This is a genomic window from Pandoraea soli (assembly GCF_902459595.1).
Classification (GTDB): Bacteria; Pseudomonadota; Gammaproteobacteria; order Burkholderiales; family Burkholderiaceae; genus Pandoraea; species Pandoraea cepalis.
Genome location: NZ_CABPSG010000004.1, coordinates 242,091 through 262,578, shown reverse-complemented (window position 1 = coordinate 262,578; position 20,488 = coordinate 242,091). Strand labels below are relative to the sequence as shown.

The window sequence follows — 20,488 nt, the reverse complement described above, 5'->3', positions numbered from 1 at the left end:
GCCGGTCTTTCGACCGGCTTTTTTGTTTGTCGCAACGCTTCGCGTCCAACTCAGGCACCCTGCCCGCTTCCCGGCACGCCCTGCATCGCTAGCACGTCAGCCAATCAAAGCCCCCCGCCTGCGTCGCCACGAGGATCTCGGTCGCCGCTGAGCCGATGACTGACGCCATCGCCGCCATCGCCAGCTCGGGCGTATTGTTCTGCTCGCTCAAATGCGCACCGATCACGCGCTGCAGCTTCCTCCGGTCGATCGCGCCCAGAATCTCCGCCGCCGAGTCGTTCGCCAGATGCCCATAAGTACCGCCAATGCGCGCCTTGAGCGATGGTGGATACTTGCTGTTCGCCAGCATGTCGCGGTCGTGGTTGCACTCGAGCACCAGGGCATCGCAGCCACCCAGTGCTGCGACCAGATGCGCCGTCGCGCACCCCGCATCCGTGAGCACACCCAAACGGCGCGCGCCGTCGGAAAACACGAACTGCAGCGGCTCGCGCGCGTCGTGAGGCACCGTGTAAGGATGAAGCTCGATATCGCCCACGGCAAGCCGCTCCTCGGCACGGCACCAGCGCACGAGTGCGGCGTCACCCTCGCCCTTGAGCGTGGTGTGGACCTTGACGGCCTGCCCCGTTCCCCAGCTCATGATGAGGGGAATCCGGTACTTGCGAGTGAGGGAAAGTGCGCTGCCGATGTGGTCGGCATGTTCGTGGGTGATGACAATGGCGTCGAGCGACGCCACATCGATCGCGCGTGCCGTCAGGCGCCGCTCGACCTCCCGCATCGAGAAACCGCAATCGAGGAGAATGCGTGTCGTGGAGGCGCCTTCCGACGCCTCCACCAGCAGGGCATTACCTTCGCTGCCACTGCCAAGACTGGCGAACCGCACGCCCCGCCTTAACGGAGTTGGTTGCCGATCACATTGATGATCGTCTGTGCGATCTGCGAGTTATCGACGTTACCCTTATCGTCGAGCACCTGCACACGGCTCTGGTTATCGCCGCGCCCCTGAACGTTCACGCTAAGCTTTTTGGCCTTCTTGCTGTCCTGCACTTCCTTCGCATGGAACAAGCTGTAGAAGAAACCATTGTCCTTCGCCAGCGATGCCGGATCCACGTAACTCACGAAGTAAATGCCCTTCTCGCGGTCGCGATCGTCCACGGTGAAGTTACCGCGATCGAGCGCCACGCCGACACGGCGCCAGGCCCGATCGAACGGCTCGTTGATGTCGAGATACGCGGCGTCGGCCGTCTTCACGATCTGGCTCGACGGGCCGCCCGCCTTGGCGCCTTCGACTTGCTCCTTGGCCTGATCGGCCTGCACGCCAAAGCGCTGCATCAACTTGGTCAGGAAGATCGCTTCGAGACCCGGATCGTTCGGCGCCGGCTCCCACTTGGTGGTGTCCTTCTGCGCGTTCGTGAACACTTCCACCATGCGGCGGTGCGTGATGTAGACGTCCGTACCGCCATTCGGATCACGTTCCACGCGCGTGCGGAAGCGATCGCGTTCGCCGGTCGAATACAGGCTGTCGAGCACCTTGCCGAGCAGATCGCGGATGATGTCCTGATTCAGCTTGGCGCGGTTTTCCGCCCAATCGGTTTCCATCACGCCCGTGTCCGGCGAATCGATCGTCAGCACAAAGCCGTTCTCTTGCCAGAATTCACGCAACGTCGGCCACAGGTCGCTCGGTGCCTTTTGAATCACCAGCCAGCGCTCGTTGCCGTCGCGCACGACCTTCATGCCCGGCACCGCCGGCAGCACCGTGTCCGTCGGGTTGGCCGCGACGACCTTCTGCTGGTTCTCGTAGGTCGACAGCGTGGCGATGCCGGCCGGCGACACGTACTTCCGGTCGGTCGCCTGGACGTTCGTCAGATCCGGCGGGACGTCAAGCGAGGGGCCGGTCTTCGAGTTCTTGTAATCGACCTTGTCGGAGGACAAGGCGCTCGAGAGCGAACTGCATCCGGCGACGAGGGCCAACGAGGCAATAGCGGCCCATGCCAGCACGGGACGAGCTACGGAATTACTGACGATTCGTTTCATGAGTCGCAAAAAAAGGGGTGGGCAATCGAACCCGGGTGCCGGAACGACAGGTTAGACAACGGCGATGTTGGCCGACTTGAGGGCACCAAGCACCGTGTCGTGGTAGGGCTGCGCCAGCGGCGTGAGCGGCAGGCGGATGCCCGACGCGATCATGCCCATCTGTTGCAGCGCCCACTTCACGGGGATCGGATTGGCTTCGACGAACATGGCGCGGTGCAGTTCGAACAACTGGAATTGCAGTTCCCGTGCCTTGGCCACATTGCCGGCCAACGCAGCCACGCACAACTCGTGCATCGCACGCGGTGCCACGTTGGCAGTGACCGAGATATTACCCTGACCGCCCATCAGCATGAGCGCAACAGCCGTCAGGTCGTCGCCGCTGTATACGGCGAAGCTCTTCGGGGCACGCCGGATCAGGTCAATGCCGCGATCCAGATTGCCCGTGGCGTCTTTCACGCCAACGATGCCAGGCACTTGCGCCAGACGCAGCAGCGTGTCGTTGCTGGCATCCGCCACGGTACGGCCGGGCACATTATAGAGAATGACCGGCAGCTCGACGGCTTCGGCAATGGCGCGGAAGTGCTGGTACTGGCCTTCCTGCGTGGGCTTGTTGTAGTACGGCACGACCTGCAGCGACGCGTCGGCGCCCACCTGCTTCGCATGCTTCGTGAGTTCGATGGCTTCCGCCGTCGAGTTGCCGCCCGTGCCGGCAATGACCGGCAGTTTGCGGCCGCGCGACTCGCCGGCTTGCGCGGCTTGCTGCACGGCGATCTCGATGAGTTCGCAGTGCTCCTCGACGTTGACCGTCGGCGATTCGCCCGACGTGCCGACGATCACGATGCCGTCGGTGCCTTCGTCGGCGTGCCAGTTGATCAGGTTACGCAGTGCTTCACGGTCAAGGCTGCCGTCCTCTGCCATCGGGGTGACAATCGCGACGATACTGCCTTGCATCGGAGTTTGGGTAGTCATGGTTGATCGAACAATTCAGCGATAAGGGTGGATTGTAGCGGATTCCGCCGCCGGCTCGTACAGGGCGGCATTGCCGGGGTTTTCCCCGGGGGCGGCACGCGTGGCGCACACGCGCTGCACGCACGCCGCACGCGGCGCCGCCAACGTAACATCCTCGAAACCCGCCACACGCAGGCCGGCCTCGCGCGCCACGTCGAACAATTCACCGGGCGCCAACAGAAACTGCGGATTGGACGGCTTTCCGTACCGTTCGTTTCCCTGCGCAAAGGTTTCGTAAATCAGCACGCCGCCCGGCGCGACGCTGGCCGCGATACGCGAGAAGAGCGGCCGATGCAAATAGTTCGTCACGATGACGGCATCGAAGCGCTCGCCCTCGGCCAACGGCCACGGCGCGCCTTCCAGGTCGGCCGTCAGCGTCGTCACGTTCGCCAGCATTGACATCGTGGCAAGCGCCGCCTCGTCGCGATCCACGGCGATGACGTGCATGCCGCGGGACGCGAGCCAACGCGCGTGGCGTCCTTGACCGCAGGCCAGATCGAGTGCGCGGCCGCCCGACGGCATCAGATGCGCCCAGCGCACCAGCCACGGCGACGGCGCGCCAGTACCGTGCGCACTACCGCCTTGCAGCACGCCGGGAGCGACCGCGTTCGTCATGAATATTGCAGCCCCATCGCTTCACGCACGTCGCGCATGATCTCCTGCGCAGACCGTCGCGCCTTCTCACATCCATCGGCCACGATGGCGCGCAGCAGCGACGGATCGTCCACATACTTCTGGGCGCGCTCGAGCATCGGCTGCTGCTCGCGCAGAATGCCTTCGATGACCGGCTGCTTGCACTCGATGCAGCCGATCCCGGCGCTGCGACACCCCTTCTGCACCCAATCGCGCGTGTCGTTGTCGCAATAGACCTGATGCAGTTGCCACACCGGACACTTCTCCGGGTCGCCCGGATCGGTACGACGCACGCGCGCAGGATCCGTCGGCATCGTGCGCACCTTCTTGGTGATCGATTCCGCGTCTTCGCGCAAGCCAATGGTGTTGTTGTACGACTTCGACATCTTCTGACCGTCGAGTCCCGGCATGCGCGACGCCGGCGTGAGCAACGCCTGCGGCTCGACCAGAATCAGCTTGCGCGCGCCTTCGAGATAGCCGAAGAGCCGCTCGCGGTCGCCCATGGACAGCGACTGCGACTCGGAGAGCATCGCGCGTGCCTGTTCGAGCGCCTCGTCGTCGCCCTGCTCCTGGTATGCCGTCCGGAGTTCGAGATACAGCTTCGCGCGCTTGCCGCCAAGTTTGCGTGCGGCCGCCAATGCCTTTTCCTCGAAACCGGTTTCGCGGCCGTAGAGATAGTTGAAGCGGCGCGCGATTTCGCGCGTCATTTCGACGTGCGGCACCTGATCCTCCCCCACCGGCACGTGAAGCGCGCGGTAGAGCAGAATGTCGGCGGCCATCAGCACCGGATATCCCAGGAAGCCGTATGTCGAGAGATCCTTCTCCCTGAGCTTCTCGATCTGCTCCTTGTACGTCGGCACGCGTTCGAGCCACCCCAACGGCGTGCTCATGCCGATGAGCAGCGCCAGCTCCGCATGTTCGGGCACCTTGCTCTGGATGAAGAGCGTGGCCTGATTCGGATCGATCCCTGCGGCGAGCCAGTCGATCAGCACGTCCCATACGTTCTGTTCGATGACTTCCGGCGTCTCGTAGTGCGTGGTGAGCGCGTGCCAGTCGACCACGCAGAAGTAGCACGGGTATTCCGACTGAAGCTGAATCCAGTTCTTGAGCACGCCATGATAATGGCCGAGGTGGAGACGACCGGTCGGTCGCATGCCGGAGAAAACGCGTTCGGGATACATGGTCTCGTTATATTCTGCAAAAACTTCAGGAAATCAGCGACAACAGCGGCGTGAGCATCCAGACGATGAAGTCACGCCCCCACTGAATCAGCGGCCACAGCCAGACGCGGCCCAGCACACCGCTCACCACCAGGGCCATCACGATGAAGAACCCGTAGGGCTCGACGCGGGAGAGGCGATAGGCTGCGCGCGCCGGCAGCAGCGACACGAGCACGCGGCCGCCATCGAGCGGCGGCACCGGAAACAGGTTGAACATGCACATCACGAGGTTCACCAGAAGACCGGCCTGCGCCATCATCATGAAGAACGGCTCGTGAACGCCGGCGATTTGCAGCCCCACGCCAAAAACGGCCCACAGCATCGCCTGGACGAAGTTGCACAACGGACCGGCCAGCGCCACCCAGATCGTATCGACGCGCGGATTGCGCAGGCTGCCGAACGCCACCGGCACCGGCTTGGCATAGCCGAACAGAAACGCCCCGCTCGTCATGAAATAGAGGGCAAGCGGCACGAGCACCGTGCCGATCGGATCGATGTGCTTGAGGGGATTGAGCGTCACGCGTCCCATCAGATACGCCGTGGGGTCGCCAAAATACTTCGCGACGTAGCCGTGCGCGGCCTCGTGCAGCGTAATCGCGAAGAGGACGGGGAGCGCGTAGACCGCAACGGTCTGGATCAGGTCTGCATTCATAGCCGAGTATTGTAGCAAGCCGACCCGCACGCCAGTATTACCGCGTATTGCAAAGCGAGCGACGCGCGCCCCGTCACGACAGGCCGAACGGCGCCAGCGAGCCGCGACCGCGACGCAGCACCTCGGGCGGCGTCACCGTCAGGTCGACCACCGTGGACGGTTCTTTAGGACAGGCCCCGCCGTCGATCACCAGGTCCAGTTGCTTTTCCAGGCGCTCACGAATCTCGTCGGGGTCGTTCAGCGGTTCGGTTTCGCCCGGCAGAATCAGGGTGGTGGCGAGCAACGGCTGCCCCAGCGCCTCGAGCAGCGCCAGCGTGATGGCATGATCCGGCACCCGCAGACCGATCGTCTTTCGCGACGGATGCGAGAGCCGGCGTGGCACCTCCTTCGTCGCTTCGAGAATGAACACGTAGGGCCCCGGCGTCGTCGCCTTGATCAACCGGTATTGCCGGTTATCCACCATGGCGAACTCGGCCAGCTCCGAGAGATCGCGGACCAGGAGCGAGAGCAGTTGCTTGTCGTCGAGACCTCGAATACGACGCAGGCGTTCGACGGCCTGCCGGTCGTCGATGTGACAGGCGATCGCGTAGCTGGAGTCGGTCGGCAACGCCACGATGCCGCCCTTATCGATGATCTGGGCGGCCTGCTTGATGAGTCGTGACTGAGGATTTTCCGGATGGATCTGGAAGAATTGCGACATAGCGTCGGAAAGTTACTGCCAGCGGCTCCAGACCGGGGTGAGATCGTCGGGCAGCGCAGGCAGCTTGCCGAGCAGCGCGCGGCTCTCGGACGGTCCATGGAAATCCGAGCCGCGCGACGCCAGAAAATCGTAGCGGCGTGCGACGTCGGCATACTCGCGGTACTGATCCGGCGTATGGCTACCGGTCACCACTTCGATGGCCTCTCCCCCCAGTTCGCGGAACTGATCGAACAGTACCCCGAATTCGAGCGGCGTGAATTTGTAGCGGCCCGGGTGCGCCACGACGGCAATGCCGCCCGCCCCGCGGATCCAGGTCACGGCATTCTCCAGCGTGGCCCAGCGGTGCGGCACGTAGCCTGGACGCCCCTCCGCAAGATATTTCGAAAACACATCGGAAACCGACGCGCATTTGCCGATCGCCACCAGATACCGGGCGAAGTGCGTGCGCGAAATCAGATCGGGATTCCCGACAAAACGCAACGCGCCCTCGTAGGCGTGCGGAATGCCCGCAGCCGCCAATTGCTCGCTCATCTGCTGGGCTCGCGCCGCCCGGCCGCCGCGCGTGGCCGCCAGTCCATCGATCAGCGCGGGATTATCGGGATCGAGGTTCAACCCGACGATATGCACCGTGCGATTGGCCCACGTAATGGAGATCTCCACACCGCTCACGTACCCCATGCCGAGCGCTTCGGCCGCCGCGCGCGCTTCGCGCTGGCCACCGATCTCGTCGTGGTCGGTCAGCGACCAGAGGTCGACGCCGGCCTCAAACGCCACCTGCGCCACCTCGGACGGTGCTAGCGTGCCGTCCGACACTCGGGAATGACAATGAAGATCCGCGTTAAGCATGATGAGCCGCCGGGGGGATGACATATCGCGTCCGCCCGGCACCGCCGTATGACGTGGTTGTGACGCCTTCATTCTACCGCTCAAGTGCCCGCGGCGCGAGTGACCTGCGGCCTCACTCCCGGCAGAAGTCGTCGATCAACCGGGCCACGACGTCGGGTTGATCGTGATGCAGCATATGACCGGCATCGTCCACGAAGGCTTCCGTCAAATTCGGAAAGACCTCGAAGCGCTCCCGGAACGCCGCCGTGCCCTGCGCCCCGACGAAGTGTCGCAGCACGTCCGAGTCCGTTGCCTCCACATGCAGGACGGGGGCACTCACGTTGCTCCATACCGCCATCGCTTCATCGAGCCGGTAGGGGTAGGGATTGGCGATCTTGTGCGCCGCATCGGCAAGCAAATGCCATTGCCCGTCGGGGGCCTGGCGTGCCCATCGTTGCGCCAGCCAGTCCGCCCGCCCCTGCGTGAGGCGCGGATTGGTCTTGCGCAGCCGCGCCACCACCGCGTCGAGCGTGGCATAGGGGCGCAACGTCGGTGCATGCTGCAAGTCGTCGAGCCAACGGCCGAGCTGACGGATCGCCGCGATCGGCTGCGACGGCGGCAGGCCGAAGCCCTCCAGATTCACGAGACGCCGAACCCGTGAGGGCCGCACCCCGGCGTACAGGCACGCGACATTGCCGCCCATGCTGTGGCCAATCAGGTGGACAGCTTCGCCGGGCTCCGTGTAGACGTCGAGCAGGGCGTCGAGATCGGCGAGGTAGTCTGGAAACCAGTAACTGCCGCAGCGGCCGTCCGCCACCGGCCAGTCGGTGAGGCCGAAGCCGCGCCAGTCCGGGGCGAGCACATGCCAGCGCTGCGCCAGCGTTTGCGCGACGAACTGGAACGATGCCGACACGTCCATCCAGCCGTGCAGCGCGAACAGTTTCGGCGCGCCGGGCGTACCCCACTGCCGGACATGGTGGCGCAGGCCGCGCACCGTCAGAAATTCGGATCGCGAATCGGTCATGGCGCAGGCAGAAAGTGAAGATCTAAACGATTGAGGAACGCCGAGTCTATCAGCGTCAAAAATGACGAATCGGCCACGCCGTTACGCGAGCGCCTGCAGCGCGGCCAGTTCGTCGTCGTCGAAGCCCGCCGCCCGACGGGCCTCCAGGTTGAACGGCCCGCGCAGACGCGGCGCACCATATTGCGCCGCGAGCCGGGCATAGGTCTCGATGGGATCGCATCCGGCGCGCTCGCACCCCCAGCGATACCAACGGTTCCCGATGGCGACATGCCCGATTTCGTCGCGCAGGATGATATCGAGAATGGCGGCCCCGGCGGCATCGCCCGCGCTCGCCAGCTTGGCCCTGATCGGTGGGCTGGCGTCGAGCCCGCGCGCCTCCAGCGTGCGTGGCACCAGCGCGAGGCGAGCCAGCCAGTCGCCGGACGTCCTTCGCGCCATTTCCCATAAGCCGTCGTGCGCCGGGAAATAGCCGTAGCGGTAAGGTTCGCCGAGCGTCTCCAAATGCTGGGCAAGCAGAGAGAAGTGATACGCCTCCTCCGCCGCGACCTGAAGCCAGTCGTCGTAGTAATCGGCAGGCAAGCCGTCGAAGCGCCACAGGGCGTCGAGCGCAAGATTGATCGCGTTGAATTCGATGTGGGTGAGCGCGTGCAGCAAGGCGGCGCGGCCCTCGACCGACGTCGCGGCGCGGTGCTTCAACTCGCGCGGCGACACCAGCCGGGGCACGGCGGGACGTCCGGGAATGCCGGCCTCCCCGGCGCGCGCCTGCGTTGCTGGCTCGCCCCCCTCGCAGTGACGCTCGGGGTGCCAGCGCGCACGGCCGTCTCGCACTGCGTCGCGCAGCGCCGTCACGCCGTGGGCCTTCTCATACGGATCGCACAGACGCAGGAGCGTAAGCGCGTGCTCGCGGGCACAAGCCGAACCGGTGAACGCGAGATGCGCGCTGCCGGAGGCGCAGGCTTCGGAGGAATGGCCGGGGTCGGCGTTGCGCGCGGCAGCGCCGCTGGGCGCGGGAGTGAAATCGGTCATGACGTTACAATAGCTAATTCATCGATTTTAACCGCGAACCGAAGCCGCCATGCCGATCTACAAACTTGGAGACAAGACCCCCCAGATCCACGAGAGTGCTTTCGTGGCCGACACCGCCAGCATCATCGGAGACGTGATCCTAGCCGAGAACAGCAGCGTGTGGCCGGGGGTCGCGATTCGCGGCGACAACGAGCCGATCAAGGTCGGCGTGGGGACCAACGTGCAGGAAGGTGCCGTTCTGCACGCCGATCCGGGGTACCCGCTCACGCTGGCCAGCGGCGTCAGTATCGGCCATCAGGCGATGCTGCACGGCTGCACCGTGGGCGAAAACTCGCTCATTGGCATTCAGGCGGTGCTGCTCAATGGCGCGGTCATCGGCCGCGACAGCCTGGTCGGTGCGGGCGCGCTGGTCACCGAGCGCAAGACGTTCCCTGACCGTTCCCTGATTCTGGGTGTGCCCGCCAAGGTCGTACGCGAACTGACCGACGAGGAAGTCGCGAACCTCAAACGCAACGCCGAGGGCTATGCGGCGCGCCGTCAGGTCTTCAAGGAACAGTTGGTGCGCATCGGCTGATTGCCCCGCCGGCGTGTTGAAAATGCGGTACGCGCCCCCAGATTACGCAGTATTGACGCGCCAACCACCGGCGTTCGTGCAGCATCCGGCGCGTATCAGCGCGGTCGTTACCGCGCGACGCGGCCCGCCACGACGACCGCCGTTGCCGCATTTTTCAGGAATTCAACCGTGTCCGATCAACTTCAGAAGTTCATGTTCGACGCCGCCCCGGTGCGCGGCGAATACGTCAGCCTCGACGCGACGTGGCGCGCCGTGCTCGAACGTCACGACTACCCGGCGCCGGTACGTCATCTGCTCGGTGAAATGATGGCCGCGGCCGCGCTGCTCACGGCCAACGTCAAATTCGACGGCGCCCTGATCCTGCAACTGCACGGCGATGGCCCGGTCGCCATGATCGTCGTCGAATGCAACGCCGACCTGACGATGCGCGCTACGGCTAAGTACAGCGGCGAAATCCCCGACGACGCGACCCTCAAAGCGCTCGTCAACGTCGACGGCCGCGCTCGCTTTGCCATTACGCTCGACCCGCGCGTGAAGCAACCGGGCCAACAGCCTTACCAGGGCGTGGTGCCGCTGTCGGATGAACACGGCCCCCTGCCCGATCTGGCGTCGGTGCTCGAACACTACATGCATCATTCGGAGCAGCTCGACACACGCCTGTGGCTCGCGTCGGACGACCGCCACGCGGTGGGCATGCTGCTGCAGAAGCTGCCCGGCCATGGCGGCACGGCCGGCACCGGTGCCGAGCGTGCGCCCGAGCAAGACGAGGACATGTGGAATCGCGTCTGCCAGCTCGGCAATACGCTCAAGCGAGACGAGATGCTGAGCATCGATCGGGAAACGCTGCTGCAGCGCTTGTTTTGGGAAGAAACGGTGCGTGTGTTCGAGCCGGCGGTCACGGCGTTTCGCTGCACGTGCTCACAGGAGCGGGTCACCAACATGCTGCGCACGCTCGGCGAAGCAGAAGTCATGAGCGTATTCGACGAGCGTCCCGATCTTGAAGTGGCGTGTGAGTTCTGCCGCCAGACCTATCGTTTCGACAAGGTGGATGCGGCGCAGCTCTTTACGGAGCAACTGCACGCCGCGCCGTCCGCACAACATTGAGCGACGCGGAGACCGCGGGCATGCGCCGGACCGACGTCACCAGGCACCGCATGCGGGATGTGGCGTGCGGTCATTCGGCTCGCCACCCCGCTATCTCCCTCGGCGCATCGCTCATGCCGCGACTCGCATTCAACGTCAGCGCTACACGCTCCATGCGTGAACGGCCCCCTCGGCTTGTCGTCGGCGCCCGCGGTGTCCTCGGCGCGCTGCTCCTGATGCTCGCCGCCGGCTGTGCGCAACTGCCACCGCCTGACGCGCCCGCGGCACGTCTGCCGCAGACGCAAGACATCCCGGCAATGACCGATGCCCAGAAGCAGGACCTGACACGCTTGAACAAGCGCATCTACGACGAGCAGGAAGCGACCATCGAGCACGAACGCGCACAGCGCGCCATCGAAGCCGCGCTGCGCAGCAACGCCAACAACGCGTATTTCTACGGTGGTTGGGGTGGCCCTGCGTGGTATGGCCCGGGATGGTACGGACCGGGATGGTACGGACCAGGCGGATATGGCGGATACGGCCCACGCGCATCGGTGGGTGTGGGCATCGGCTTCTAGTTTGCGACACCGCGAGATGGCATAAAAAATGGCGTTCCCGCGGGAACGCCATTTTGTTGTACTGTCTGCGCGTCGTACCGGTGACGGTCAGTGATGCCGAGCCTTGTGCGCCGCCTGCGCCCCGCGCTTTGCTGGCGACGAAGTCGGCGCTGCCGGGGGCGCCGCCGCGACCGACTTGTGTGCCGGCTCGGTCGACGAGACCAGTGGGGCACCCGCGGCGGAAGCGGCCTGCGGACCGCCCGAGCCGTCCGGCGCCACGAACTGAACGAACACTTCGCCGTCCTTGACCATGCCCAGCTCGAAACGCGCACGCTCCTCGATCGCCGACGTGCCGTCCTGCAGATCCTGCACTTCGCCAGCAAGACGATCGTTACGTTCTTTCAACTGCTCGTTCTTCTGCTGTTCGGCGCTCAGCTCGTCGCGCAGTTCGTGCACGTACAGCCAACCACCGTGGCCGAACCAGAGCGGGTACTGGATCACCGCCAGCAGCAGCACCAGCACCAAGGTCACCATTCGCATGCTTTCGCCTGGCAAGAATGCCGAGAAGCGCGCCTCGACAGCCGTCGGGGCGCAACCTCCCGGGAAACGGAATTAGCGCAGATTGTAGAACGCTTCCTTGCCCGGATACGACGCGGTGTCGCCGAGATCCTCTTCGATGCGCAGAAGCTGGTTGTACTTGGCAATACGGTCGCTGCGCGAGAGCGAGCCCGTCTTGATCTGGCCCGCGTTCGTGCCAACGGCGATGTCGGCAATCGTCGAGTCTTCGGTTTCGCCCGAACGGTGCGACACGACGGCCGTGTAGCCGGCGCGCTTGGCCATTTCGATGGCGGCAAACGTTTCGGTGAGCGTACCGATCTGATTGATCTTGATGAGGATCGAGTTGGCGACGCCCTGCTCGATGCCTTGCTTCAGGATCTTGGTGTTGGTCACGAACAGGTCGTCACCGACCAGCTGCACCTTGTGGCCGAGCTTCTCGGTCAGGACCTTCCAGCCGGCCCAGTCGTCTTCCGACATGCCGTCTTCGATCGAGACGATCGGGAACTTGTCGCACAGGTTGGCGAGGTAGTCGGCGAACGCTTCCGAGGTCAGCGACAGGCCTTCGCCGGCCAGCTCGTACTTGCCGTTCTTGAAGAATTCGGTCGAGGCGCAGTCCAGCGCCAGGAGCACGTCGTCGCCCATGCGGTAGCCGGCGTTCTCGACCGCCTGCTGAATCGTCGTCAGGCACTCTTCGTTCGATGCGAAGTTCGGTGCGAAGCCGCCTTCGTCGCCCACGGCCGTGCTCATCCCCTTCTCGGCGATGAGTTTCTTCAGCGCATGGAAGATTTCAGCACCGCAACGCAGGGCTTCGCGGAAGCTCGACTGGCCCACGGGCATCACCATGAATTCCTGGATGTCCAGGCTGTTGTTGGCGTGCGCGCCGCCGTTGACGATGTTCATCATCGGCACCGGCATTTGCATGGCGCCCGAACCGCCGAAGTAGCGGTACAGCGGCAGGCCGGCTTCTTCCGCCGCGGCCTTGGCCACGGCCATCGACACGGCCAGCATGGCGTTCGCGCCGAGGCGCGACTTGTTGTCCGTGCCGTCGAGTTCGATCAGGGTCTTGTCCAGGAAGGCTTGCTCCGCCGCATCCAGGCCCATGATCGCTTCCGAAATCTCGGTATTGATGTGCTCGACTGCCTTCTGCACCCCCTTGCCGAGATAGCGACCCTTGTCGCCATCACGCAATTCGATCGCTTCGCGCGAACCGGTCGATGCGCCCGACGGCACTGCCGCACGGCCCATCACGCCCGACTCCAGCAGCACGTCGCACTCGACCGTCGGGTTGCCGCGCGAGTCCAGCACTTCGCGCCCGATGATATCTACGATTGCACTCATGTATTCCTCGGTATCTGTATGACAAAAACGCTAAAGGGAACCTGCTTCGCGCCGCGGCCCGTCACCTGCCCCGCTCACGTCGGGCGCTCGCGCCGAACCCTGACGTGGACGCCGGTGCGGCGCTCGAGCGCGCAACGACGGGGTACTGCATGGACGGGAAAAAACGGCACCTCGAAATAAGGTACGGCGGCCTGCGGGATGACATCGATGTCGACGGTGCGCTCGGCGTACCGCACGCGGGCATCTCCTTGTGGGCTTGCCCTCGCGGCGACTTCCGACGACCGCTGCGCGACAAGCTTAACGACTCGACGCCACGCTGCCAAGGCATCCGAGCGCTATACCCGTCCTGTGGGCGTGCTGATAGTGGCCCCAGGACGGCGTGTCTCATTTCAATTGAAATTATTTTCCAGGAACTCGCCCTGCTTCACCGCCGCATCGATCGTCTTGAGCGTGGCGAGCAATTCGCGCATGCGCCCGAGCGGCACGGCGTTGGGGCCGTCCGAGAGGGCGCAGGCCGGATCCGGGTGCGTCTCCATGAACAGGCCCGACACGCCCACGGCCACGGCGGCACGCGAGAGCACCGGCACGAACTCGCGCTGACCGCCCGAGCTGGTGCCCTGGCCGCCGGGCAACTGCACCGAGTGCGTCGCATCGAACACAACCGGCGCGCGGGTCTCGCGCATGATCGCCAACGAGCGCATGTCCGAGACCAGATTGTTGTAGCCAAACGAAACGCCACGCTCGCAAGCCATGAACACGTCATCGGGCAGGCCGGCTTCGCGCGCGGCGTCGCGGGCCTTGTCGATGACATTGATCATGTCGTGCGGGGCAAGAAACTGCCCCTTCTTGATGTTCACCGGCTTGCCCGACTGGGCGCAGGCACGAATGAAATCGGTCTGGCGGCACAGGAACGCCGGCGTTTGCAGCACATCGACGATAGGCGCGGCCACGGCCACATCCTCTTCGGTATGCACGTCGGTGAGCACCGGCACGCCGAGTTGGCGGCGCACTTCCTCGAGGATCTTCAGGCCTGCCTCACGGCCGGGGCCGCGAAACGACTTGCCGGAGCTGCGATTCGCCTTGTCGAACGACGACTTGTAAATGAACGGAATGCCCAGCGCGCTCGTTATTTCCTTGAGCTGCCCCGCGACGTCGATCGTCATTTGCTCCGATTCGACGACGCAGGTACCCGCGATCAGGAAAAACGGCTTGTCCAGACCAACATCGAAACCGCACAGTTTCATGGAAACTCCTTATGTCTCGCTCGCGGCGGGCGGGGCCTCAGGCGGCCTTCTTGCGCGCCTGCTGAACCGCCAGCGCCGCCTCGACGTACGCCTTGAACAGCGGATGGCCATCGCGCGGCGTCGAGGTGAACTCGGGGTGGAACTGAACGCCCACAAACCACGGGTGCACCTGCTGCGGCAACTCCATCATCTCCGGCAGGTTCTCGGTCGGCGTGCGCGCCGAGATCACCAGACCGGCGGATTCGAGCTGCGGGACATAATGATTGTTGACTTCGTAACGGTGCCGGTGACGCTCGTTGACCGATTCGCCATAGATGCGCGACGCGAGCGTTTCCGTCCTGACGGGCACGCGCTGCGAGCCCAGGCGCATGGTGCCGCCGAGATCCGAATTTTCGGTGCGCTGCTCGATCTTGCCGTCGCGGTCCTGCCACTCAGTGATGAGGGCAACGACCGGATGCGGCGTCGACGGCTCGAATTCCGTGCTGTTGGCGTCGGACAGCTTGGCCACGTCACGCGCGAATTCGATCACGGCGAGCTGCATACCCAGGCAGATGCCCAGATACGGCACGCGGTTCTCGCGAGCGTAACGAATCGCCTTGATCTTGCCTTCGGTACCGCGTCGGCCGAAACCGCCCGGCACGAGAATGGCGTCCAGATGCTTGAGCGCGTCCGTGCCGTCCTTCTCGATCTGTTCGGAATCGATGTACTCGATGTTCACACGCGTTTCCGTGTGAATCGAGGCGTGACGCAGCGCTTCGATAAGCGACTTGTACGACTCGGTCAGATCGACGTACTTGCCGACCATGCCGACAGTGACCTCGTGCTTCGGATTCTCGACGGCGTGTACCAGATGCGTCCACATGGACAGGTCGGCCGGCTTGGCTTCGATCTTCAGTTCGTCGCAGATGATCTTGTCCATGCCCTGGTCATGGAGCATCTGCGGAATCTTGTAGATCGTGTCGACGTCCCAGACCGAGATGACGGCGTCCTGCGGGATGTTCGCGAACAGCGAAATCTTGGCGCACTCGTCTTCCGGAATCTGACGGTCGGCACGGCACAGCAGCACGTCGGGCGAAATGCCGATCTCGCGCAGCTTCTGCACGCTGTGTTGGGTCGGTTTTGTCTTCAGTTCGCCGGCCGTGGCAATGTACGGCACGAGCGTCAGGTGCACGAAGGCCACGCTGTTGCGGCCCAGGCGCAGGTTCATCTGACGCGCGGCTTCAAGGAACGGCAACGATTCGATATCGCCGACCGTGCCGCCGATTTCAACGATGGCGACGTCGGGATGGCCGTCCCACGTCGAACGCGCACCGCGCTCGACGAACGCCTGAATTTCGTTGGTGATGTGCGGAATGACCTGAACGGTCTTGCCGAGATACTCGCCACGGCGCTCCTTCCGGATCACCGATTCGTAGATCTGGCCCGTCGTGAAGTTGTTCGCACGACGCATCTTGGCGCTGATGAAGCGCTCATAATGGCCCAGGTCGAGGTCGGTTTCCGCACCGTCCTCGGTGACAAACACCTCGCCGTGCTGAAACGGGCTCATCGTGCCCGGGTCGACGTTGATGTAGGGATCAAGCTTGAGGAGGGTGACTTTGAGGCCACGTGATTCGAGGATCGCGGCCAGAGATGCGGCAGCAATTCCCTTACCAAGAGAGGAAACCACGCCGCCCGTGACAAAAACAAATTTGGTCATCGCAGTAATTGCTCGCGGGAAAGCCGGATTATACCCGAAAGCGGCCCCGCCCTCGACGTGCGGCGCGGCAAATTTTGACCTTGACAGGCGCCCTGCGCGCCGCTCCGCACGGCCGGGGCATCCCTCGCACCCGGCAAGCAGGCGCCCGGATCGGACACCCCGCGACGCGAGCCCCGCCCGGGTGTCTCAGGCGGCCAGCGAACGCCTGCGCTCGCCGCGCAGTTCCGCGAGCATGTCGCGCACGGCGCCGGCCGTCTCCAGCGGACGCTCCATCGGAAATAGGTGGGTGCCCTGCACGTAACGCAGATGGGTGCCTACGATACGACGCGTCGCCCCGATCCCGGCCTGCCGTAGCTCGCGTGACTCGGTGCCCGCGAGAAAGCCGACCGGCACCGGCACGCCGCGCATCGCACGCACGGCGAGCAGCGGCGGCAGCGTCAGGTAGATCCGATATTCGATGTCACGCGCAAACGCCAGGCGCCGGGCCTCGCCCTCGCCGGTCGGCATCGTGCCGCAGTCGATGTAGTCACGCAGCACGTCCGAATCCCAGCCGGCGAACGTCGGCTTGCTCGCGAAATGCTGCCAGGCCGTTTCCCAGTCGGGCCAGTGATCGCGGCGCCGCTTGGTCACGCCCGCAGGCGACATCCGCTCGTACAGCCCGGTGAGCATGCCCAAGCGGAGCATCTGCGTGCGCCAGCCGGGCGTAACGATGGGCGAATCGATCATGACCACCCCGCGCACGCACTGCGGCGCCTTGAGCGCCGCCATGAGGCTCAGGAAGCCGCCCAGCGAATGTCCCACGAGCCAGACCGGCTCACCGCGATATTCGCGCATGAGGGTATCGACCAGTTCGTTGCGCAGATAGCGCCAGCCCGGCGTGACGGGATAGTGCGGGTCGTGGCCGATGCGGTCGATGGCGCGAACGTCGTACTCGTCGGTCAGCGCGCCCAGCAGCTTGCGATAGACGCCGGCGGGAAAGCCGTTGCCGTGCGAAAAATGAAGGATGTCTCTTGTCATGGCATTCGATGTCGTGGCGAGCCGGCCTTGTGCGAAATGTGCTGAAACCGGCCGTCCGGCGGCCACTGAAAACCAGGGACGGCGGCCCGCGGCAATCGGTGCCGATCGACGGGAATCACTGTGAGGGTCAGGACCAGCCGGTGCATGCACGAGCGGACCGCAATCCGGCGCATCGGGCCATTCTAGCGAACCGCTCGTTAAGTACCGGTAGAGGTTTCCGTCGAATCGCGACGCCCGGACACACCCCGTGAGCACGTGGCGAAGCGGCAAAATGCCCCTGCCGGCCGGTCACAGGACATCGATGTCATGACGTATCCGGCACTTCCGCGTGCCAGTACCGTCGATATTGCTCGCGGTAGGACTGCGCCTCGATCCCATCGTTCGTGAACGAAAACCGGACGCCCCCGTGCGTCACGCTCTGCCAAATCCGCGCGCCGACTGCCTGATAACGGGCCACGACCCCGGGCCTTGGATGCCCGAAGCGATTGCGATAGCCGGCCTGAAACACCACATGGGTTGGCGATACGGCCTCGATGAACACGGCCGTCGACGACGTCAGACTGCCGTGATGCGGTGCCAATAGGACGTCCGAGCGCAAGCCGGCACCGAAGCGTGCCAGCATGGCCTGCTCCTGCGGCGCTTCGGCATCCGCCGCGAGCAGCGCACTATGCCGGGCGTTCGATACGCGCAGCACGCAACTGACGCTGTTCGGCCCCGCCCGTCCCCCCCAGCCCTCGCGTAACGCCCCCTTATCAGGGTGCAGGAAGCGAAACGTGACGCCGTCCCACGTCCATTGCTGCCCGGCCAGGCAAGTGCGATGGGACGCTGCGGCGCGGCGCACGCCATGCGTCGCCGGCAGCGACGACATTACCTGCGCCGACGGATACGCCCGCAGCACGCTCAGCGCGCCGCCGAAATGATCGTCATGCGCGTGGCTGATGACGAGCCGATCCAGCCGCCGGATGCCGTGCGCGCGCAGATAGGGAACGATCACGCGGCGCCCGGCATCGTTGAATCGCCCCAGCGGTGGCCCGGTGTCGAACAGCAGCGTACGCGTCGCGGTCTCGACGAGCACCCCATTGCCCTGCCCAATATCGAGCAGCGTGACCCGAAATTCTCCGGTGCCGGGCCGGGGTGGCGACGCGAGCAACGCCGGCCCCAGCAACGCGAAACCGGCGAAGCGGACCCCCACGCGCCACCCGCTTGGCCGACGCATCGCGGCTGGCAATGGCATCAGACAGAGCAATACGCCGCCGACGGCGGCCGCCTGCGCCCAGGGCGGCGCAACGGCCGCTCGCCACACCGCCCAGGGCCACGCCGCCAGCATGCCGAGCCAATCGGCCAGCCAGACGACCACCGCGTGCGCTACCGCCAACGCCCAATGGGCCATCGTCGCGGGCAGCATCAGGCTCGCCAGCGCCAGCGGTGTCACAATCAACGTCATCACCGGTATGGCAATCGCATTGGCCACTGGACCCAGCAGTGGCACCGACCCGAACCATGCCAACGTCAATGGCACCAGTCCGATCGTGACCGCATATTGTGCCCGCGCCGCAGGCCACAGACGGGCCAGGGCCGCCGCTCGCCAGCGACGTATCGCGCCCTCCTGAGGTTCAGCGTCCTGACGGTCAGCGCCACGACATTTGCCTGCCTGATGCTTCCTATCCCGAAATGTGCCAGCCTGACGCCCGCCATCCCGACAGTCGCTCTGCTGACGCTCACCGCCATGACGCTCGCCGCTCTGACGCTCGCCGCCGTAATGCTGGACGTCCTGACATTCGTCTGGATGACGCGAATCCGCCAACGCGCGCCCCATCGCGCTCGCTGTTGACGGCGACCGCGCCACCGCCGGGATGCCGCGTCGACGTGCCACCCGCGGTGTTTGCTCCCGTCCAGCCCCCAGGACCAGTGCCGCGACCGCGCCAAACGAGAGCCACAGGCCAGGCGTCACCACGGCCCAAGGATCGAGCGCGACAACGGTGGCCAACGCCCACGCCAGCACATACGATGGCGCCGCCATACGGCCATTGAGCAAGGCGAAGACCAGAATCGCCACCATGCCGACGGCGCGCCGCACCGGAACGCCCCAACCCGCCACCGCCCCGTATGCCACCGCCGCCAGCAGACTGGCAACGGCCGCCGCCTTGGGCGCAGGCCACCATAGCGGCAAACTGAAGCGCCGACCGCAAGCGCGCCGCCAGAGCGTGCCAACCAGTGCCGCGAGCACACCCGCCACGAGCGACACATGCAACCCGGAAATCGCCAGCAAGTGACTCACACCGGTATCGGCAAAAACCTGCCAGTCGTCGGCGGCGATATCGCCCCGCTCCCCCAACGCCAGCGCGATCAAGACGCCGCCGTATCGCGCCGACGGCCCGAGTCCGGCACGAAGCTTGTCTCGCAGTCGTTCTCGCCAGGCGACGAATCGATACCCCGGCACCGTCTCGGCTTGCAGACGAAGTGGGCCCTTTGTCGTTGTCGCTTCGCCTCTGCCGCCCGACGCCCGCACGTATCCCGTCGCGCGAATGCCGCGCACCAGCGCCGTCAACTCGGTATCGGCGCCGTGCCAATTCGCGAAACCTCTCGGCGCCTTGAGCCGCACCGGCAATCGCCACCGCTCACCCGCGTGCGGACTTCCCGCCGCCGCTCCACCCGGGCCCCATTTGCCGCCGAATCGCGAGCGCCCCGGCCACACCAACTCGATGGGTCTCGGCACGCGCACCTCCCGGCACAGCGCTGCGCGGGTATCGGCGTCGCGTCGATCGCCGCGCATGTCAGACGTTGAGCGCACCGTCGCGGACACCGGCGCCTCACATCCGTCGTCTATGACGTACGCGCGCTCCACATCGAACGCGAACCGCCGTCCATCATCGGTCGACGCAGGGAGTCCGGACACGACACCGACGACCATCACGTCGCGCGCTTCCAGTTCGACGGGCAGCCGATCGCTCAACCGCGCCTCCGCCCGAAGCGCCGCCCATGAATAGCCGAAGACACCCGCACAAAGCGCCAGTACGGCCACCACGCTCCGATGACGCCAGCGCTCGCCGGCGTGCACGCAATCTCGTGCGAGGCGAGCGCCACCGACCCATGTCACCACGCCGGCGTCCGCAGCACCAGGATCGCGCCGCACTACGCCCCAAACCGCCCAAGCCGACCATACGGCAAACACGCCAGCGGCCACGCCGAGCGCGGCACCGAACGCTCTCCCCTGAGGCAATACGGACGCCTGCTGCAACCACCAGACGCCAGCGACCCACGCAAGCAGCACCAGTCTCATGACGTCACCACGTCATGTATTC

The 20,488-nt window shown here is 65.0% G+C and carries 20 protein-coding genes; 3 read left to right on the top strand and 17 right to left on the bottom strand.

Annotated elements, in window-relative coordinates; translation table 11 throughout:
• Nucleotides 1–88 precede the first annotated feature (88 nt).
• The 10 genes from PSO31014_RS09795 to PSO31014_RS09750 form a co-directional block, all read right to left on the bottom strand.
• On the bottom strand, nucleotides 89–880 hold the full coding sequence (locus PSO31014_RS09795) for an MBL fold metallo-hydrolase (RefSeq protein ID WP_150551444.1): 792 nt from the start codon (nucleotides 878–880) through the stop codon (nucleotides 89–91).
• A gap of 8 nt (nucleotides 881–888) precedes the next feature.
• Nucleotides 889–2,031: an outer membrane protein assembly factor BamC gene (gene bamC / locus PSO31014_RS09790; RefSeq protein WP_150551443.1), complete on the bottom strand. Its 1,143-nt coding sequence runs from the start codon at nucleotides 2,029–2,031 to the stop codon at nucleotides 889–891.
• Nucleotides 2,032–2,082: 51 nt separating this feature from the next.
• Entirely contained in the window at nucleotides 2,083–3,000 is a 918-nt protein-coding gene (gene dapA, locus PSO31014_RS09785; protein WP_150551442.1) for a 4-hydroxy-tetrahydrodipicolinate synthase, read from the bottom strand.
• 15 nt (nucleotides 3,001–3,015) lie between these two features.
• Nucleotides 3,016–3,654 (bottom strand): class I SAM-dependent methyltransferase, encoded by a 639-nt coding sequence (locus PSO31014_RS09780; RefSeq protein WP_150551441.1) that lies wholly within the window; start codon nucleotides 3,652–3,654, stop codon nucleotides 3,016–3,018.
• The gene (locus tag PSO31014_RS09775) at nucleotides 3,651–4,853 is read right to left on the bottom strand and encodes a tryptophan--tRNA ligase (RefSeq protein ID WP_150551440.1); all 1,203 of its coding nucleotides are present in this window, start codon (nucleotides 4,851–4,853) and stop codon (nucleotides 3,651–3,653) included. Before PSO31014_RS09775 ends, PSO31014_RS09780 begins: the two co-directional genes overlap by 4 nt.
• 25 nt (nucleotides 4,854–4,878) lie before the next feature.
• The gene (locus PSO31014_RS09770; protein ID WP_150551439.1) at nucleotides 4,879–5,544 is read right to left on the bottom strand and encodes a site-2 protease family protein; all 666 of its coding nucleotides are present in this window, start codon (nucleotides 5,542–5,544) and stop codon (nucleotides 4,879–4,881) included.
• Nucleotides 5,545–5,617: 73 nt separating this feature from the next.
• Nucleotides 5,618–6,244, bottom strand: a complete 627-nt coding sequence (locus tag PSO31014_RS09765) for an L-threonylcarbamoyladenylate synthase (RefSeq protein WP_130025573.1) — start codon at nucleotides 6,242–6,244, stop codon at nucleotides 5,618–5,620.
• Nucleotides 6,245–6,256: 12 nt separating this feature from the next.
• Nucleotides 6,257–7,114: a 3',5'-nucleoside bisphosphate phosphatase gene (locus tag PSO31014_RS09760; protein WP_150551438.1), complete on the bottom strand. Its 858-nt coding sequence runs from the start codon at nucleotides 7,112–7,114 to the stop codon at nucleotides 6,257–6,259.
• 88 nt (nucleotides 7,115–7,202) lie between these two features.
• On the bottom strand, nucleotides 7,203–8,093 hold the full coding sequence (locus tag PSO31014_RS09755; protein WP_150551437.1) for an alpha/beta fold hydrolase: 891 nt from the start codon (nucleotides 8,091–8,093) through the stop codon (nucleotides 7,203–7,205).
• An 81-nt stretch (nucleotides 8,094–8,174) separates the two neighbouring features.
• Complete coding sequence (locus PSO31014_RS09750; RefSeq protein WP_150551436.1) at nucleotides 8,175–9,119, bottom strand: ferritin-like domain-containing protein; 945 nt, start codon at nucleotides 9,117–9,119, stop codon at nucleotides 8,175–8,177.
• A gap of 49 nt (nucleotides 9,120–9,168) precedes the next feature.
• On the opposite strand from PSO31014_RS09750, the gene PSO31014_RS09745 reads away from it, so the two are divergent.
• From PSO31014_RS09745 to PSO31014_RS22390, 3 genes are all read left to right on the top strand, one after another.
• The gene (locus PSO31014_RS09745; protein ID WP_150551435.1) at nucleotides 9,169–9,693 is read left to right on the top strand and encodes a gamma carbonic anhydrase family protein; all 525 of its coding nucleotides are present in this window, start codon (nucleotides 9,169–9,171) and stop codon (nucleotides 9,691–9,693) included.
• 168 nt (nucleotides 9,694–9,861) lie between these two features.
• Nucleotides 9,862–10,797 carry an Hsp33 family molecular chaperone HslO gene (hslO, locus tag PSO31014_RS09740; protein ID WP_150551434.1) on the top strand — a complete coding sequence of 312 codons (936 nt, stop codon included), beginning with the start codon at nucleotides 9,862–9,864 and terminating at the stop codon, nucleotides 10,795–10,797.
• A 113-nt stretch (nucleotides 10,798–10,910) separates the two neighbouring features.
• Nucleotides 10,911–11,354, top strand: a complete 444-nt coding sequence (locus PSO31014_RS22390; RefSeq protein WP_174976463.1) for a hypothetical protein — start codon at nucleotides 10,911–10,913, stop codon at nucleotides 11,352–11,354.
• An 87-nt stretch (nucleotides 11,355–11,441) separates the two neighbouring features.
• Here PSO31014_RS22390 and ftsB read toward each other — a convergent pair whose 3' ends face one another.
• From ftsB to PSO31014_RS09710, 7 genes are all read right to left on the bottom strand, one after another.
• Nucleotides 11,442–11,873, bottom strand: coding sequence for a cell division protein FtsB (ftsB, locus tag PSO31014_RS22830; RefSeq protein ID WP_343039577.1), 432 nt, complete (start codon nucleotides 11,871–11,873; stop codon nucleotides 11,442–11,444).
• Between the two features lie 72 nt (nucleotides 11,874–11,945).
• On the bottom strand, nucleotides 11,946–13,229 hold the full coding sequence (gene eno, locus PSO31014_RS09730; RefSeq protein WP_150551433.1) for a phosphopyruvate hydratase: 1,284 nt from the start codon (nucleotides 13,227–13,229) through the stop codon (nucleotides 11,946–11,948).
• 74 nt (nucleotides 13,230–13,303) lie between these two features.
• Entirely contained in the window at nucleotides 13,304–13,465 is a 162-nt protein-coding gene (locus tag PSO31014_RS22385) for a hypothetical protein (RefSeq protein ID WP_174976462.1), read from the bottom strand.
• A 153-nt stretch (nucleotides 13,466–13,618) separates the two neighbouring features.
• Nucleotides 13,619–14,473: a 3-deoxy-8-phosphooctulonate synthase gene (gene kdsA, locus PSO31014_RS09725; RefSeq protein WP_150551432.1), complete on the bottom strand. Its 855-nt coding sequence runs from the start codon at nucleotides 14,471–14,473 to the stop codon at nucleotides 13,619–13,621.
• 37 nt (nucleotides 14,474–14,510) lie between these two features.
• On the bottom strand, nucleotides 14,511–16,169 hold the full coding sequence (gene pyrG / locus PSO31014_RS09720) for a CTP synthase (protein ID WP_150551431.1): 1,659 nt from the start codon (nucleotides 16,167–16,169) through the stop codon (nucleotides 14,511–14,513).
• A gap of 186 nt (nucleotides 16,170–16,355) precedes the next feature.
• Nucleotides 16,356–17,186: an alpha/beta fold hydrolase gene (locus PSO31014_RS09715; protein ID WP_150551430.1), complete on the bottom strand. Its 831-nt coding sequence runs from the start codon at nucleotides 17,184–17,186 to the stop codon at nucleotides 16,356–16,358.
• A gap of 304 nt (nucleotides 17,187–17,490) precedes the next feature.
• On the bottom strand, nucleotides 17,491–20,466 hold the full coding sequence (locus PSO31014_RS09710; RefSeq protein WP_150551429.1) for a DNA internalization-related competence protein ComEC/Rec2: 2,976 nt from the start codon (nucleotides 20,464–20,466) through the stop codon (nucleotides 17,491–17,493).
• Nucleotides 20,467–20,488: the final 22 nt, after the last annotated feature.